15 protein-coding genes are annotated in these 14,524 nt (G+C 69.9%); 8 read left to right on the top strand and 7 right to left on the bottom strand.

Annotation, left to right across the window (positions count from 1 at the left end; translation table 11 throughout):
* Positions 1-3 precede the first annotated feature (3 nt).
* From rph to KAK06_RS04990, 3 genes are all read right to left on the bottom strand, one after another.
* Complete coding sequence (gene rph, locus KAK06_RS05000; protein ID WP_210800822.1) at positions 4-744, bottom strand: ribonuclease PH; 741 nt, start codon at positions 742-744, stop codon at positions 4-6.
* 65 nt (positions 745-809) lie between these two features.
* A complete protein-coding gene (locus KAK06_RS04995; protein ID WP_210800821.1) occupies positions 810-1,721 on the bottom strand; it encodes a PP2C family protein-serine/threonine phosphatase in 912 nt (303 codons plus the stop codon).
* A 4-nt stretch (positions 1,722-1,725) separates the two neighbouring features.
* Complete coding sequence (locus KAK06_RS04990; protein WP_210800820.1) at positions 1,726-2,694, bottom strand: serine/threonine protein kinase; 969 nt, start codon at positions 2,692-2,694, stop codon at positions 1,726-1,728.
* A gap of 34 nt (positions 2,695-2,728) precedes the next feature.
* On the opposite strand from KAK06_RS04990, the gene KAK06_RS04985 reads away from it, so the two are divergent.
* The 3 genes from KAK06_RS04985 (at position 2,729) to KAK06_RS04975 (ending at position 6,559) form a co-directional block, all read left to right on the top strand.
* Positions 2,729-3,640, top strand: coding sequence for a YicC/YloC family endoribonuclease (locus tag KAK06_RS04985; protein WP_210800819.1), 912 nt, complete (start codon positions 2,729-2,731; stop codon positions 3,638-3,640).
* 84 nt (positions 3,641-3,724) lie between these two features.
* Positions 3,725-4,003, top strand: coding sequence for a hypothetical protein (locus tag KAK06_RS04980; RefSeq protein ID WP_210800818.1), 279 nt, complete (start codon positions 3,725-3,727; stop codon positions 4,001-4,003).
* Between the two features lie 18 nt (positions 4,004-4,021).
* On the top strand, positions 4,022-6,559 hold the full coding sequence (locus KAK06_RS04975) for an ATP-binding protein (RefSeq protein WP_210800817.1): 2,538 nt from the start codon (positions 4,022-4,024) through the stop codon (positions 6,557-6,559).
* Between the two features lie 6 nt (positions 6,560-6,565).
* Here KAK06_RS04975 and KAK06_RS04970 read toward each other — a convergent pair whose 3' ends face one another.
* A complete protein-coding gene (locus KAK06_RS04970; protein WP_210800816.1) occupies positions 6,566-7,057 on the bottom strand; it encodes a MarR family winged helix-turn-helix transcriptional regulator in 492 nt (163 codons plus the stop codon).
* A 164-nt stretch (positions 7,058-7,221) separates the two neighbouring features.
* Here KAK06_RS04970 and KAK06_RS04965 point away from each other — a divergent pair, with 164 nt between their 5' ends.
* The 4 genes from KAK06_RS04965 to KAK06_RS04950 all read left to right on the top strand — a co-directional run bounded on the left by KAK06_RS04965 (position 7,222) and on the right by KAK06_RS04950 (position 12,254).
* Positions 7,222-8,967, top strand: a complete 1,746-nt coding sequence (locus KAK06_RS04965) for a tannase/feruloyl esterase family alpha/beta hydrolase (protein ID WP_210800815.1) — start codon at positions 7,222-7,224, stop codon at positions 8,965-8,967.
* A 51-nt stretch (positions 8,968-9,018) separates the two neighbouring features.
* Entirely contained in the window at positions 9,019-9,639 is a 621-nt protein-coding gene (gene gmk, locus KAK06_RS04960) for a guanylate kinase (RefSeq protein WP_210800814.1), read from the top strand.
* 41 nt (positions 9,640-9,680) lie between these two features.
* A complete protein-coding gene (gene rpoZ / locus KAK06_RS04955) occupies positions 9,681-9,884 on the top strand; it encodes a DNA-directed RNA polymerase subunit omega (RefSeq protein ID WP_210800813.1) in 204 nt (67 codons plus the stop codon).
* 87 nt (positions 9,885-9,971) lie between these two features.
* Complete coding sequence (locus KAK06_RS04950; protein WP_210800812.1) at positions 9,972-12,254, top strand: RelA/SpoT family protein; 2,283 nt, start codon at positions 9,972-9,974, stop codon at positions 12,252-12,254.
* Between the two features lie 17 nt (positions 12,255-12,271).
* Here the strand turns inward: KAK06_RS04950 and KAK06_RS04945 are convergent, their stop codons facing one another.
* Both KAK06_RS04945 and KAK06_RS04940 read right to left on the bottom strand, forming a co-directional pair.
* A complete protein-coding gene (locus tag KAK06_RS04945) occupies positions 12,272-12,634 on the bottom strand; it encodes a DUF1304 domain-containing protein (RefSeq protein WP_210800811.1) in 363 nt (120 codons plus the stop codon).
* Between the two features lie 35 nt (positions 12,635-12,669).
* Positions 12,670-13,038: an SUI1 family translation initiation factor gene (locus KAK06_RS04940; RefSeq protein WP_210800810.1), complete on the bottom strand. Its 369-nt coding sequence runs from the start codon at positions 13,036-13,038 to the stop codon at positions 12,670-12,672.
* Between the two features lie 51 nt (positions 13,039-13,089).
* Between KAK06_RS04940 and KAK06_RS04935 the strand changes: the two genes are divergently transcribed.
* Positions 13,090-13,464, top strand: coding sequence for a hypothetical protein (locus KAK06_RS04935; protein WP_210800809.1), 375 nt, complete (start codon positions 13,090-13,092; stop codon positions 13,462-13,464).
* On the opposite strand, the gene KAK06_RS04930 is transcribed toward KAK06_RS04935, so the two are convergent.
* Complete coding sequence (locus tag KAK06_RS04930; RefSeq protein WP_210800808.1) at positions 13,465-14,520, bottom strand: adenosine deaminase; 1,056 nt, start codon at positions 14,518-14,520, stop codon at positions 13,465-13,467.
* Between the last annotated feature and the right edge of the window lie 4 nt (positions 14,521-14,524).

Genomic DNA, 14,524 nt, shown 5'->3' with positions numbered 1-14,524 from the left:
GCCTCAGTCCTTCACCAGGGGCTGCGCCAGCGCGGCCTGCTGGGCCTGCACCAGGGTGGCGATGCCGTCGGCGGCGAGTTGCAGCAGCGCGTCCATCTCGGCGCGGCTGAAGGGCACGCCCTCGGCGGTGCCCTGGACCTCGACGAAGCCGCCGGAGCCGGTCATCACCACGTTCATGTCGGTGTCGCAGGCCGAGTCCTCGGTGTACTCCAGGTCCAGCAGCGGTGTGCCCTGGACGATGCCCACGCTGATCGCCGCCACCTGGTCGCGGATCGGGTCGGTCTTCAGCGCGCCGCTGGCCAGCAGGCCGTTGACCGCGTCCCGCGCGGCGACGAAGGCGCCGGTGATGGCTGCGGTGCGGGTGCCGCCATCGGCCTGCAGCACGTCGCAGTCCAGCGTGATGGTGCGCTCGCCCAGCGCCTTCAGGTCGAACACCGCGCGCAGCGAGCGGCCGATCAGGCGCTGGATCTCTTGCGTGCGGCCGCTTTGCTTGCCTTTGGCGGCCTCGCGGGCGCAGCGGGTGTGGGTGGCGCGCGGCAGCATGCCGTACTCGGCGGTGACCCAGCCTTCGCCGCTGCCCTTCTGGTGCGGCGGCACGCGCTCTTCCACCGACGCGGTGCACAGCACGCGGGTCTGGCCGAACTCGATCAGCACCGAGCCTTCGGCATGGCGGGTGAAGCCGCGGGTGATGCGCAGCGGGCGCAGGGCGTTGGGCGCGCGCTCGGCGCTGCGTTGGTAGCTCATGGTGGTGCTCTTGAAGTGGCGCGGCCGGCGCTGGAGGACGCCGGCCGCCAAAGGGTGACAGGGGTTCAGGTGGGTTTGCGGGCCGAGCGCTGGATGGCCTCGTTGATCTCGCGGATCGAGCGCTCGATCTCGGCCTCGTCCAGGTCGGCCAGCAGGCCCTCGCCGACACTGGCCTGGATGGTGGACGCGAACACGTCCTCGCCCAGCGTGCGGGTGGAGATGCCCTGGGTGGAGTCGGTGTCCTCGGCAGCCTCCCATTCGACCACCAGCACGGTGACATTGTCGGCATGGCTGCCACCGTTGCGCAGCGCCTGCTCGACCAGCTCGGGCACGGCGTCGGACAGCGGGCGCTGGGTCAGGGTGTCGACGATCTCGTCGTCGGGCACCACGCTCCACAGGCCGTCGGAGCACAGCACCAGGCGATCGCCAGGCCGCAGCACGGTGGGGCCGGCGGTGTCGACCACCGGCTTGCCGGGGCTGCCCAGGCAGGTGAACAGCACCGAGCGGTTGAAGTTGGCTTCCATGGGCACGACCTGGGCCAGGGTCTGCTGCAGCTCGGCGTAGCTGTGGTCGCGCGTGCGGGCGTGCAGTTGGCCACCGCGCACCAGGTACAGGCGCGAGTCGCCGCAGTGCGCCCAATAGGCCGACTTGCCCTGGATCACGCAGGCCACCACGGTGGTGCGCGGCGTGTCGACCAGGCCTTTTTCAGTGGCATAGCGCAGCAGCTGGTGGTGGCCGGAGAGGATCGCGTCCTGCAGGAACTTGGACGGGTTCTTCAGCTGCGGCTTGGCCTCGCGCTGGAAGGTGGAGGCCAGGGTCTGCAGCGCCAGTTGGGCCGCGACCTCACCCTCGGGGTGGCCGCCCATGCCGTCGGCCAACGCGAACAAGCCCGAATCGCGCGTGTAGCAGTAGCCCATGCGGTCTTCGTTGAGTTCGCGGCCGCCCTTGCGGCTGATCTGGTAGACGGAGAAACGCATGGTGTCAGGTCCGGGCGCCGGACTTCAGGTTCTCGATCTGCAGCTTCAGGCGTTCGGTGAAGCTGAGCGCGGTGTAGCGGCGCTCGGTCTCACGCGAGAGTTCCTTCTGCAGTGCGAACACGCTTTGCGGGCGCGACAGCGGGTCGAGCGACATGCACCACTCGGCCACCTCGATCAGGTTGTCCGAGTAGGTGTTGCGCATGCGCGAGAGCGACATCGGCAGGCGGTCCTTCTCGATGCGCTGCGGCGCATCGGCCGGCGGGTAGCCCTGCATGCAGGCGTAGATGCAGGCGCCGATCGCGTAGATGTCGGTCCAGGGGCCCAGGCTGCCGTCGCGGCGGTACATCTCAGGGGCGGCAAAGCCCGGCGTGTACATCGGGCGGATGAAGTTGCCTTCCTTCGACAGCACCTCGCGCGCCGCGCCGAAATCCAGCAGCACCGCCTTGTTGTCGTTGGTGATGAAGATGTTGGCCGGCTTGATGTCCAGGTGCAGCATCTTGTGCTGGTGGACGATGCGCAGGCCGCGCAGGATCTCATCAAACAGGCTTCGGATGGTGGATTCGCGGAAGACCTTCTCGCGTTTGAGCTCGCGCGCGGTGACGATGAAATCCTGCAGTGTGTCGCCCTGCAGATAGTTCATCACCATGTAGACGGTTTCGTTCTCGCGGAAGAAGTTCAGCACCGAGACCACGCTGGCGTGCGAGATCTGGGCCAGCGCGCGGCCCTCTTCAAAGAAACTCTTGAGACCCAGGCGGTACAGCGGCTGCTTCTCGGGGCGCACGCGCGGGATCAGCTCACCGGCAGAGCGCTCGGCCAGCGAGGCCGGCAGGTACTCCTTCAGCGCGACCAGGCGGCGCTGCTCATCCTCGGCCAGGTAGACCACGCCAAACCCGCCAGCGGCCAGCTTCTTGATGATCTGGTATCCGCCGACCACGGTGCCGGCGGGCAACGGGGCGGGTTTGGGCTTTGACATAATGCCTAGTCTGTCTTCCTGCAAGAAAAGCGCCATGCCAGTCTACAGCATGACCGGTTTCGCCCATGCGGGCGCGAAGCCGTCGGCCGAGGGTGGCGCGGCCACCGACGGCGTCCACCTTGAGCTGCGCTCGGTCAACAGCCGTTTCCTCGACATTGCCTTTCGGCTGCCCGACGAATTGCGCCAGATCGAGCCCGCGCTGCGCGAGGCCCTGACCGCCGCGCTGCGCCGCGGCAAGGTCGAAGTGCGCGGCAACCTGGAGCGCGCCGCCGACGGCGCCCTGCCACTGCCCGGCAGCGAGCAGCTGTCTCGCCTGGCGCGGCTGGAATCGCAGGTCCACGCCTGGCTGCCCAAAGCCGCCCCCTTGAGCGTGCACGAGGCCCTGCTGCTGTGCCGCGGCAGCGCGCCCGGCACGCCGCGCGAGTCACTGGATGAGCTGGCGATGCAAGCCGGCCGGCAGGCGATCGAGGGTCTGAAAGAAGCCCGCGCCCGCGAAGGTGAGCGCCTGGTGGCCATCCTGATGGAGCGCATCGACGCCCTGCGCGCGCTGGCCGCCCAGGCCGCGCCGCTGATCCCGGCCGTGGTGAAGAAGCAGCAGGAGCGCTTCCTGGAGCGCTGGCATGAGGCGCTGGACAGCGCAGGCGCCGGCGCCCAGGTCAGCGCCGAATCGGCGCGCGACCGCGCCCTGGGCGAGGCCGCGGCCTTCGCGATCCGCATCGACGTGGCCGAGGAGCTCTCGCGCCTGAGCGCCCACCTTGACGAGATCGCGCGGCTGCTGCAGGCCGGTGGCGAGCTGGGCAAGCGCCTGGACTTCCTGATCCAGGAGCTGCACCGCGAGGCCAACACCCTGGGCAGCAAGTCGGCAGCGCTGGAGCTGACCGGCATCTCGGTGGAGATGAAGGTGCTGATCGAGCAGATGCGCGAGCAGGTGCAGAACATCGAGTGACCCTGTTCCCTTGATCGACCGGGTGGCCGGCAGCGGGAATGCCGTGCGAAGATCGCCGCGGGATAGTCCTTCTCAACCACCGTGGTGTCACCCCATCAGGATCCCGCCGCTGCGGCCACCCCCCGGGCGCAGGTGCCGATCATCGTGCTGGGCTACGCCTTTGGTGGCGGCCTGTGGATCCTGGGCTCCGACTGGCTGCTGGGCCAGCTGATCAGCGACGCGCCCACCTTGGCCCAGGTCAGCGCCTACAAGGGCTGGGCCTTCATCGCCTTGACCAGCCTGTTGCTCTACCGTGCGCTCAGACACGTGCAGCGCCAGGGCGAAGGCGGCCTCGTGGCCGCGACCAGCCAACGCGGCGCTTAGGTGCTGGGAGGCCTGCTGGTGTTGATCGCCGGGGTCACTGCGCTGGCCTGCTGGCTGGACGCCGACACGCACTGGCGGCAGGAGCGGGCCCAGGTCGAGTCGGTGGCGCAGACCCGGTCGGCCCAGGTGGGCGACTGGCTGCGCGCGCGCCTGGCCCAGGCCCGATTCCTGTCGACCAGCCCGCTTTTCGCCGAGGGCATCCAACGCTGGCAGGGCAGCGGCGACCCGGCCGCGCTGGCGGCCCTGCAGTCTCGGCTGCTGCAACTGGCCCAGGCCTTCGATCTGGCCGATATTCAACTCGTCGACCAAGCCGGTGCGCGCATCGACGCCCGCACCGGCGAGCGCCGTCCCACCCAGTCGGTGCTGCAATCGGCCGCCCGTCGGGCGATCGCCGGAGATCGCATCGAGCAGGTCGAGGTGCATGACGATGGCGTGACCGACGGGCCGATGTGGCACGACATCGTCGTGCCCGTGGCCGGCACGCGGCTGGCCGTGGTGTTGCGCCAAAGCGCTGAGCAATATCTGCTGTCGGCGCTGCAGGGCTGGCCGCAGGCGCGACAAACCGGTACCTCAGTGCTGGTGCGCCGCAGTGGCGACCAGCTGGTGGGCCTCTATGGCCGGCGGCCGGTGCCGCTGTCGACCCCCGGGCTGCTGCCGGCGCGGGTGATCCTGGGCGAGTGGCCAATCGGCCAGGCCCTGGAGGGCGTGGACCTGCGCGGGGAGCCGGTGCTGGGCGCGGTACTGCCGGTGGCCGGCTCGGATTGGTACCTGGTGACGCGTGTCGCTCGGCAGGAGGTGCGCGCCGAGGTGCTGCGCCACCAGACCTGGATCATGGCGGTCGGCCTGCTGGCGGCGCTGGGGGTGGTGCTGGCCCACCTGGTTCTGCGGCAGCGCCAGGCGCTGGTGGACGCCCGCATCGCCCAGCTTGAGCAACAGCAGCGGCTGCGCTCGATGGCCCTGGTCAAGGCGATAGCCGATGGCTCCTCGGACGCGATCTTCGCGAAGGATCTGGATGGCCGCTACCTGATGAGCAATGAGGCGGCAGCGCAGGCCATGGGCCGACCGGCGGCCCAGATCGTCGGTCTGGCCGACGACGCCATCTTCCCGCCCGAAACGGCGCGGCAGATCCGCCGCAATGACCTGCGCACGTTGCAGGAGGTGCTGGTCGAGACGTTCGAGGAACAGGTGCGCACGCCCGACGGCATGCGCACCTTCCTGGCCACCAAGGGGCCGCTGCGCGACGCCAGCGGCGAGATCGTCGGCACCTGGGGTATCTCCCGCGACATCACCGAGCGCAAGCTGCTCGACGACGAATTGCAGGCTCACCGCCAGCACCTGCTGGAGCTGGTCGATGAACGCACGCTCCAGCTCCAGCAGGTCAACCAGGAGCTGTTGGCAGCGCGCGACCGCGCGGTGGATGCCACCCGCGCGAAGAGCGAGTTCCTGGCCAACATGAGCCATGAGATCCGCACGCCGATGAATGCCATCCTGGGCCTGACCTACTTGCTCCGGCGCGACGCGGTCGACACGCTGGCGGCCGAGCGGCTGGAGCGCATCGACGGCGCGGGTCGCCACCTGCTGCAGGTGATCAACGACATCCTCGACCTGTCCAAGGTGGAAGCCGGCAAGCTGGTGCTGGAGCAGGCGCCCTTCTCATTGCGCGCCCTGGTGGATCGCAGCATGGCGATGGTGGCGCAACAGGCCCGCGACAAGGGTCTGGCGCTGTCAGCCGAGGTCGGTGACCTGCCCGACGCGTGGCGGGGCGATGCCACCCGGCTGTCGCAGTCGCTGCTGAACCTGCTGGTCAATGCGATCAAGTTCACCGAACATGGCCAGGTGGCCCTGAGCGTCACGCTGCAGCCGGCGCCCGAGGGCCCGGCGCTGCTGCGCTTTGCCGTGCGTGACACCGGCGTTGGCATTGAGCCAGCTGCCCTGACACGCCTGTTCGCCGCCTTCGAGCAGGCCGACGCCTCAACCACCCGTCGCCACGGCGGCACCGGCCTGGGCCTGGCGATCACACGCAGCCTGGCCCGACTGATGGGCGGTGATGCCGGCGCCATCAGCACGCCCGGTACGGGCAGCGAGTTCTGGTTCAGCGCCCTTCTGCAGCCCGCCGACGCAGCCGCCGCGCCCGATGGGTCGGCGCTGCTGGCCGCCGAGCAGGCGCTGCGCGCACAGCATGCCGGCGCCCGGGTGCTGTTGGCCGAGGACAACGAGGTCAACCAACTGGTGGCCAGCGAGTTGCTGCGCAGCGTCGGACTGACAGTGGAGATCGTGGGCGATGGCCGCTCCGCGCTGGCCCAGGCCAGCCAGCGACCCTGCGATGTGATCCTGATGGACGTGCAGATGCCGATCATGGACGGCATCGCCGCAACTCAGGCGATCCGCCAGTTGCCCGGGCATCGGCACACGCCGATCATTGCCCTCACCGCCAGCGCCCTGGCCGAAGACCACCGCGCCTGCCGCGACGCCGGCATGGACGAGGTGCTGATCAAGCCGATCGATCCCCCGGCGCTGTTCGCCACCCTGCTGAAGCTGCTGGCGCGGCCCGCTTGACCGGGCTCAGCCCGGCCGGCCGCGCGCCCGGGCCAGCTTGTGCAGCAGCTCCACCAGCATCGCCTGCTCTGCGGCGCTGAGCGTGCCCATGGCGTCATGTTCAGCCACGTGCAGGGCCTGCACGCAGCGGTTCACCGTGTCGGTGCCCTCGGCGGTCAGGCTGACATGCTGCACGCGGGCGTCACGCGTGCTGCGGGTGCGGGCCACCCAGCCGCGCTGCTCCAGCTTGTCCAGCCACATCGCGATGTTGGGCGGCGTCACCGCCAGGGCCTGGGCCAGCTGGCGCGCGCTGACGTCGGGGTTGGCCTGCACCAGCGCCAGGATCGTGAACTCCACTTTGCCCATGCCCTCGGGCTGGGCCACGCAGCGGCGAAAGATCTCGTTGGTGACCACGCTGGCCTGGGCCAGCTGGTAGCCCATGATGTCGTGCAGGCCGGGCTCGGCCAGGCGGCCGACCGGGGTGCGCTCGGCCGCCGCCAAGGGGGTCTTGCGGGTCATCAGAGGGACCTCAATTCGTTCATCTAGTGAACCATACTGATGGCATGGACATCGGTGTAAGCCCGATGTCAGCCCTGAAATTAGATAAGCAGAATAACCATTAGACGCCAGACGCCGGGTCGTCCGCCAGCGTTGTCCGCCGCGTCACACACCGAGGAGACCGCATGTCACACCCCCATCCGCGCCTGCGCGCCGCGAGTATCGCCGCGCTGGCTTGCTCGGCCCTGAGCGCTCCCGCTTTGGCCGCCCCACCGCAACTGCCGCCGGCCCAGCCCGGCAGCTTCGCCGGCACCTGCGAAGACCTGCCCGCCCGCCTGGGCGGCCTGGCCAACACCGTCATCACCGGCAGCACCACCGTGCCAGCTGGCACGCTCAGCCAGGGTGGCCAGCCGGTCGCCGAGCACTGCCGGGTGACCGGCAAGATGAATGAGCGGGTCAGCCCGGTCGATGGCAAGACCTACGCCATCGGCTTCGAGATGCGCCTGCCCAAGGCCTGGAACGGCCGCTTCTACCACCAGGGCAACGGTGGCATCGACGGCTCGGTCGTCACCGCGCTGGGTGCGCTGGGCGGCGGTCCGCTGACCGGCGCGCTGATGCAGGGCTTTGCCGTGCTGTCCTCCGACGCCGGCCACACCCTGGCCCAGGGCGGCCCGGCCTTCGGCCTGGACCCGCAGGCGCGACTGGACTATGGCTACCAGGCGGTCGGCTCGCTGACGCCGATGGCCAAGCAGCTGATCGCCGCGGCCTATGAGCGCGGTCCGGACCGCTCCTACTTCGGCGGCTGCTCGAACGGTGGCCGCCACACGCTGGTGGCCGCCGCGCGCTACGCGCAGGACTACGACGGCTTCCTGGCCGGCGCCCCCGGCTACCGCCTGCCACTGGCGGCGCTGGCCAACATCTGGGGCGCGCAGCGCTACGCCACCGTCGCCACCGGCGACCCGGCCACGCCGGCCGGCCTGGAAACCGCCTACACCGCCGCCGAGCGCACCCTGGTCGCCAACGCGGTGCTGGCGCGCTGCGACGCACTGGATGGCGCGGTCGATGGTCTGGTGCAGGACACCAAGGCCTGCCAGCGGGCCTTCAAGCTGCGCCGTGATGTGCCCACCTGCACCGGTGCCCGCGATGGCACCTGCCTGACCGAGGCCCAGAAGGGCGTGGTCGACAGCATCTTCAAGGGCGCCACCACCTCGGCGGGCGCGGCGTTCTACAACAGCTTCCCGTACGACGGCGGTGTCGGTGGCAGCGGCACGGCCTTCTGGGAATTCACCGCACCGCTGAACCTGGATTCGGGCGCGGTGGGCGTGATCTTCAAGGTGCCTCCCAGCATCGCCGCCCTGACGAACGGACCGGCGTTCTCGCTGGGGCTGGGGATCGACCAGGCCCTGTCTGAACTGCAGGCGACCGACGCCACCTACACCGAGTCGGCGATGTCCTTCATGACACCCGGCGACAGCGACTTCGGCGACGTCTACCGCCGCGGCGGCAAGATCATGGTCTACCACGGGGTGAGCGACCCGATCTTCTCGGTCGACGACACCGTGGACTGGTACCGCCACCTGCTGGCCAACTCGAAGGGCAAGCGAGGCGACTTTGCCCGCCTGTACCGCGTCCCCGGCATGGGTCATTGCTCGGGCGGGCCGGCCACCGACCAGGTTGACTTCCTGAGCCCGCTGGTGGCCTGGGTCGAGCAGGGCCAGGCGCCGCAGTCGCTGATCGCCCAAGCCCGGGGTGCGGGGAACCCGGGTGGCGTCAACGCCGACGTGCCGGCCAACTGGTCGCCCAGCCGCACCCGGCCGCTGTGCCCCTTCCCGCAGGTGGCGCGCTACAACGGCTCGGGCGATGTGGAACAGGCCGCGAACTGGTCCTGCCAGTCGGCCAGCGCCCCGGCGACGACAACCGCCCGCCGCTAGAATCGGGCCGCTTCGCCCCCCACCCGGGCCGCTCGGCCCGGGCTTTGTCGCATGGAAACCCCCGGCAACCTGTTCGTCGTCGCCGCCCCCAGCGGGGCCGGCAAGTCCAGCCTGGTCAAGGCGCTGCTGGAGCTGGACTCGCACCTGGGCGTGTCGGTCTCGCACACCACGCGCGCGCCGCGCGGCCAGGAGCAGGACGGCCGGGAGTACCACTTCGTCACGCCCGAGGCTTTCCAGGCGATGGTGGATCGCGGCGAGTTCTTCGAGTGGGCCGAGGTGCACGGCCGGCGCTACGGCACCTCGCGCGTGGGCATCGAGGCGCGGCTGATGGCCGGCGAGGATGTGATCCTCGAGATCGACTGGCAGGGCGCGCTGCAGATCAAGCAGATCTTCCCGCACGCGGTGCTGATCTTCATCCTGCCGCCCAGCTGGCAGGAACTGGAGCAGCGCCTGAAGCGCCGCGGCGAGGACCAGCCCGAGGTGATCGCGCTGCGCATGGCCAACGCCCGCACCGAGGTGGCCCAGGCCCGGCATTTCGACTTTGTTATAATCAACAGCTTGTTCGAGACTGCCCTTTTCGATCTGAAGACGGTGGTCCATTCCCAGCGCCTGAAGTACGCCGCCCAGCGGCGCGCCAAATCCCAGGTGTTTGCCGCGCTGGACATTTCCTGATCTGCCCCGGCGCCCGCGCGCCGACCTCCGCAAGGACACCCATGGCCCGCATCACCGTTGAAGACTGCCTGAACAAGGTCCCCAACCGCTTCCAGCTGGTGCTGGCTGCCACCTACCGCGCGCGCATGCTGAGCCAGGGCCACGCGCCCAAGGTCGAGTCGAAGAACAAGCCCGGCGTGACCGCGCTGCGCGAAATCGCCGCTGGCGAAGTGGGCCTGGAGATGCTGCGCAAGGTCCCGACCTGATCGGCACGCACCGCATTCCCTGACAACGGGCGCCAGATTGGCGCCCGTTGCACTTTCAGGGTGCGCTTTCTCGGTTAGATTCGGGCGATGGGCATCCGATCCTTCGCCGCCGAACTGATCCCCGCCGCGCTGGTCGGCAGGACCAAGACCGCGCCCGGAGCCTCGACGCCGCGCGAACCCGAGGTCTCCACCTTTGCCGGCCTGGCCGACAAGCTGGGCTACCTGGCCAAGGCCGACCTGAAGCTGGTGCGCGACGCCTACAAGTTCGCCGACGAGGCCCACCTGGGCCAGTTCCGCGCCAGCGGCGAGCCCTACATCACCCACCCGATCGCGGTGGCTGGCCTGGTGGCCGACTGGCGGCTGGACGCGCAGGCCATCATGGCCGCGCTGATGCACGACGCCATGGAGGACTGCGGCGTCACCAAGACCGAGCTGATCGAGCGCTTCGGCGCGCCCACGGCGGAGCTGGTCGACGGCCTGACCAAGCTCGACAAGCTGCAGTTCTCCACCCGCGAGGAAGGCCAGGCCGAGTCCTTCCGCAAGATGCTGCTGGCGATGTCGCGCGATGTGCGCGTCATCCTGGTCAAGCTGGCCGACCGCCTGCACAACATGCGCACGATGGCCGCCATGGCCGCCAACAAGCGCTCGCGCATCGCGCGCGAGACGCTGGACATCTACGCGCCCATTGCCCACCGCCTGGGCCTGAACCAGACCTACCGCGAGCTGCAGGAGCTGTCCTTCAGCTACATCCACCCCTGGCGCCATGCGGCGCTGGAGAAGGCGGTGCAGCGCGCCCGGGGCTACCGGCGCGACATCGTCTCCAAGGTGCAGGACGATGTGGTCAAGGCCTTCGCGCACAACAAGCTCAAGGCCGAGATCTCGGGCCGCGAGAAGACCGTCTTCTCGATCTACCGCAAGATGCGCGAGAAGCACGCCGGCTTTGCGCAGGTCAACGACATCTTCGGTTTTCGCATCGTCGTGCAGACCCTGCCCGAGTGTTATCTGGCGCTGGGCGTGCTGCACCAGCTCTACAAGCCGGTGCCGGGCCGCTTCAAGGACTACATCGCGATTCCCAAGCCCAACGGCTACCAGTCGCTGCACACCACCCTGGTCAGCCCGCTGGGCACGGCGGTGGAGTTCCAGGTGCGCACCGAGGAGATGCATGCGGTGGCCGAGGCCGGCATCGCTGCGCACTGGCTCTACAAGACCGGCCAGAAGATCGGCGGCAGCCCCTCCGATGTGGCGCAGCGCCTGGGCGCGATGTGGCTGAAGTCGCTGCTCGACATCCAGCAGGACACGCGCGATTCGTCCGAGTTCCTGGAGCACGTCAAGATCGACCTGGTGCCCGACGCGGTCTACGTGTTCACGCCCAAGAGCAAGATCCTGGCGTTGCCGCGCGGGGCCACCGCGGTGGACTTTGCCTACGCCATCCACTCCGACGTGGGCGACCGCACGGTGGCCGTCAAGATCAACGGCGAGGCCGCCGCGCTGCGCACCGAGCTGCGCTCGGGCGACGTGGTCGAGGTCATCTCGGCCCCCGGCGCCCGGCCCAACCCGGCCTGGCTGAATTTCGTGCGCACCGGCCGCGCGCGCTCGAAAATCCGCCACTACCTGAAGAACCTGGAGCACGCCGAGTCACAGGCGCTGGGCGAGAAGATGCTGGGCCAGGCGCTGCGCGCCGAAGGCCTGGCGCTGCCCGCGCGCGAGGGTGAGCCGCTCACCGCGATCTGGCAGCCGGTGCTGCGCTGGAGTGGCAACCGCACGCCGGGCGACCTGCTGGTCGACATCGGCCTGGGCCGCAAGATCGCCACCATCGTCGCCAAGCGCATGGCCCAGCAGCTGCGCGAAGCCGGCCAGCGGCCCGATGCGCTGACGCTGAGCCTGGGCCGCTACGGTGGCGACGACTCCGCGCCCACCCAGGGCCTGGTGGTGATCGACGGCACCGAGGGCGCCTCGGTCAGCCTGGCCACCTGTTGCCGGCCGATCCCGGGCGACGCGATCGTCGGCTACCTGGGCCGCGGCGAGGGGCTGGTGGTGCACACCGCCGAGTGCTCCACCGGCAAGCGCCTGTTCGAGCGCGACCGCGAGCGCTGGATGCAGGTGGAATGGGCGGAGGAGCCGGTGCGGCCGTTCGAGGCCGGCGTGCTGATCCTGCTGAAGAACGGCAAGGGCGTGCTGGCCCAGGTGGCGCAGGCGGTGAGCGCCGCCGAGGCCGACATCACCCACATCGACATGGGCGACGAGCCGCCCGGCGAGGTGGCCGAGCTGCGCCTGCTGGTCAGCGTGCGCGACCGCCTGCACCTGGCCGATGTGCTGCGCACCCTCAAGCGCAATGGCACGGTGCTGAAGGTGCAGCGGGTCAAGCCCTGAGCCTCAGGGCAACGGCGTCAGCCCCGCAGGGGGAACAGCAGCGCCAGCCCCAGCGCCGCGGGCACCGTCTGCACGAACAGGATGCGCTTGGAGGCCGTGGCCGCGCCATACAGGCCCGCCACCGCCACGCACAGCAGGAAGAACACCTTCACCGCATCGCCGGCCGGGCCCAGCCACAGGCCCCAGACCAGGCCGGCCGCCAGGAAGCCGTTGTACAGGCCCTGGTTGGCGGCCAGCACCTTGGTGGCGGCGCTGAACTCCGGCGTCAGGCCGAAGGCCTTGCGGCCCTTGGGCGTGTCCCACCAGAACATCTCCAGCACCAGGATGTAGATGTGCAGGGCGGCCACCAGAGCGGTGACGAGATCGGCGGCAATGCGCATGGCGGGACTCCTCGAAAGCCGCGGATTCTCGTCGATCAGCCGCCGGCGCGCTTGACGCTCAGGCCGCGGGCCTGCAGCCAGGCCACGACCTTGTCGCGCTGCTCGCCCTGGATCTCGAGCACACCGTCCTTCAGCGTGCCACCGCTGCCGCAGGCGGCCTTCAGCGCCTTGGCGGTGGCCGCCAGTTCGGCGTCGCTGCCGGGCAGGCCGCGCACCACGGTCACCACCTTGCCGCCGCGGCCGGCCACCTCGCGCGAGACGCGCACCGTGCCATCACCCGCCGGGCGGGCCGCGGCGCGAGCCTGTTCACGGCAGCGGCACAGCGCCACCGGCTGGGCGCAGCCGGGGCACAGGCGGCCGGTGTCGGTGGAGTAGACGGGACGGCTGTCGCGGGACGAAGGCATCGGGGAACTCGGGCGTGGCGTAGAGTCGAAGCCCTGATGGCAATCACTCTGATGTGGATGGTACTCGGCGTGCTGCTGGCACTGTGGAGCGGCGCGCTGTGGGGCGTGCATGCGCTGCTGGCCGACCCGCAGGCCACGGTGCTGGCGGCGCAGCAGGCACTGCATGGGCTGCCCACACTGGAGGGCTGGGGCGAGTGGGCGCGCCAGGCGCGCGACGGCCTGGTCAACCTGCTGGACGACGCCCTGCTGCTGGTGTCGGTGGGCCTGGGTGCGGCGCACGAATGGCGCCTGCTGCAGTGGCTGGCCGAATGGCTGGCGCCACTGCTGTGGACACTGTGGGGCCTGGGCGCGCTGACGCTGGCGGCCATCGGCGCGGCCTGGCAGGCCGTGATCCGCGGTTCGCGACCGCGGCCTGCCGCCGTCTGATCAGGCAGCGGCGTCGGCGAAGACGCGGTCCAATTCAGCCTGCCACACCGCCTTCTGCGCAGCCGGCACGAAGCTGGCCTCGAAGCTGTTGGCCGCCAGCTGCCACGCCTCACGGGCGCCCAGCTGCGGCAGGCCGTCGAAGGTGGCCAGGAAGTTGTCGTTCATGTAGCCGCCGAAGTAGGCCGGGTCGTCCGAGTTGACCATCGCGCACAGCCCGGCCGACAGCAGCGCCGGCAGCTGGTGATCGGCCATCGTGCGGTAGACGCACAGCTTGACGTTGGACAGCGGGCAGACGGTCAGCGGCACGCGGTTGGCGGCCAGGCGTTGCATCAGCGCCGGGTCCTCGACGCTGCGCACGCCGTGGTCGATGCGCTCCACCTGCAGCACATCCAGCGCCGCATGGATGTAGGCGGGCGGGCCCTCCTCGCCGGCATGGGCCACCACATGCAGACCCAGGGCGCGGCACTTGGCGAACACGCGGGCGAATTTCTCGGGCGGGTGGCCCACCTCCGAGCTGTCCAGGCCCACGCCGATGAACAGCTCGCGGTACGGCAGGGCCGCCTCCAGCGTGTCGAACGCGGCCTCCTCGCTGAGGTGGCGCAGGAAGCACAGGATCAGCGAGGCGCTGACGCCCAGCTCGGCCTGCGCCTGCTGGCAGGCGCGGTGCAGGCCGCGGATCACCACGCCGATGTCGACACCGCGCTCGGTGTGGGTCTGCGGGTCGAAGAAGAGCTCGGCATGCACCACATGGTCGGCGGCGGCCTTCTGGAAGTAGGCCCAGGCCATGTCGAAGAAGTCCTGCTCGTGCAGCAGCACGCTGGCGCCGGCGTAGTAGATGTCCAGGAAGCTCTGCAGATCGGTGAAGGCGTAGGCGGCGCGCAGCGCCTCGACACTGGGGTAGGCCAGCGTCAGACCATTGCGCTGCGCCAGCGCAAAGATCAGCTCGGGCTCGAGCGAGCCCTCGATGTGGATGTGCAGCTCGGCCTTGGGCATGCGCTGCAGCAGCGCCGGCAGGCGGTCGCGGGGGATGCGGTCGAAGGCGATCGCGGGGGTCATGGTG

The organism is Ideonella aquatica (assembly GCF_018069755.1).
Classification (GTDB): Bacteria; Pseudomonadota; Gammaproteobacteria; order Burkholderiales; family Burkholderiaceae_C; genus Ideonella; species Ideonella aquatica.
Note: the sequence above shows the minus strand (reverse complement) of the source record. Positions and strands in the feature narration are given on the sequence as shown.

Bases quoted from the DNA above. Each gene is read 5' to 3' on its own strand.
- KAK06_RS04940 (WP_210800810.1), bottom strand. From the start codon at position 13,038: ATGCCTTCGTCCCGCGACAGCCGTCCCGTCTACTCCACCGACACCGGC.
- KAK06_RS04965 (WP_210800815.1), top strand. From the start codon at position 7,222: ATGTCACACCCCCATCCGCGCCTGCGCGCCGCGAGTATCGCCGCGCTG.
- KAK06_RS04930 (WP_210800808.1), bottom strand. From the start codon at position 14,520: ATGACCCCCGCGATCGCCTTCGACCGCATCCCCCGCGACCGCCTGCCG.
- KAK06_RS04990 (WP_210800820.1), bottom strand. From the start codon at position 2,694: ATGTCAAAGCCCAAACCCGCCCCGTTGCCCGCCGGCACCGTGGTCGGC.
- rpoZ (WP_210800813.1), top strand. From the start codon at position 9,681: ATGGCCCGCATCACCGTTGAAGACTGCCTGAACAAGGTCCCCAACCGC.
- KAK06_RS04970 (WP_210800816.1), bottom strand. From the start codon at position 7,057: ATGACCCGCAAGACCCCCTTGGCGGCGGCCGAGCGCACCCCGGTCGGC.
- rph (WP_210800822.1), bottom strand. From the start codon at position 744: ATGAGCTACCAACGCAGCGCCGAGCGCGCGCCCAACGCCCTGCGCCCG.
- KAK06_RS04985 (WP_210800819.1), top strand. From the start codon at position 2,729: ATGCCAGTCTACAGCATGACCGGTTTCGCCCATGCGGGCGCGAAGCCG.
- gmk (WP_210800814.1), top strand. From the start codon at position 9,019: ATGGAAACCCCCGGCAACCTGTTCGTCGTCGCCGCCCCCAGCGGGGCC.
- KAK06_RS04995 (WP_210800821.1), bottom strand. From the start codon at position 1,721: ATGCGTTTCTCCGTCTACCAGATCAGCCGCAAGGGCGGCCGCGAACTC.
- KAK06_RS04935 (WP_210800809.1), top strand. From the start codon at position 13,090: ATGTGGATGGTACTCGGCGTGCTGCTGGCACTGTGGAGCGGCGCGCTG.
- KAK06_RS04945 (WP_210800811.1), bottom strand. From the start codon at position 12,634: ATGCGCATTGCCGCCGATCTCGTCACCGCTCTGGTGGCCGCCCTGCAC.
- KAK06_RS04950 (WP_210800812.1), top strand. From the start codon at position 9,972: ATGGGCATCCGATCCTTCGCCGCCGAACTGATCCCCGCCGCGCTGGTC.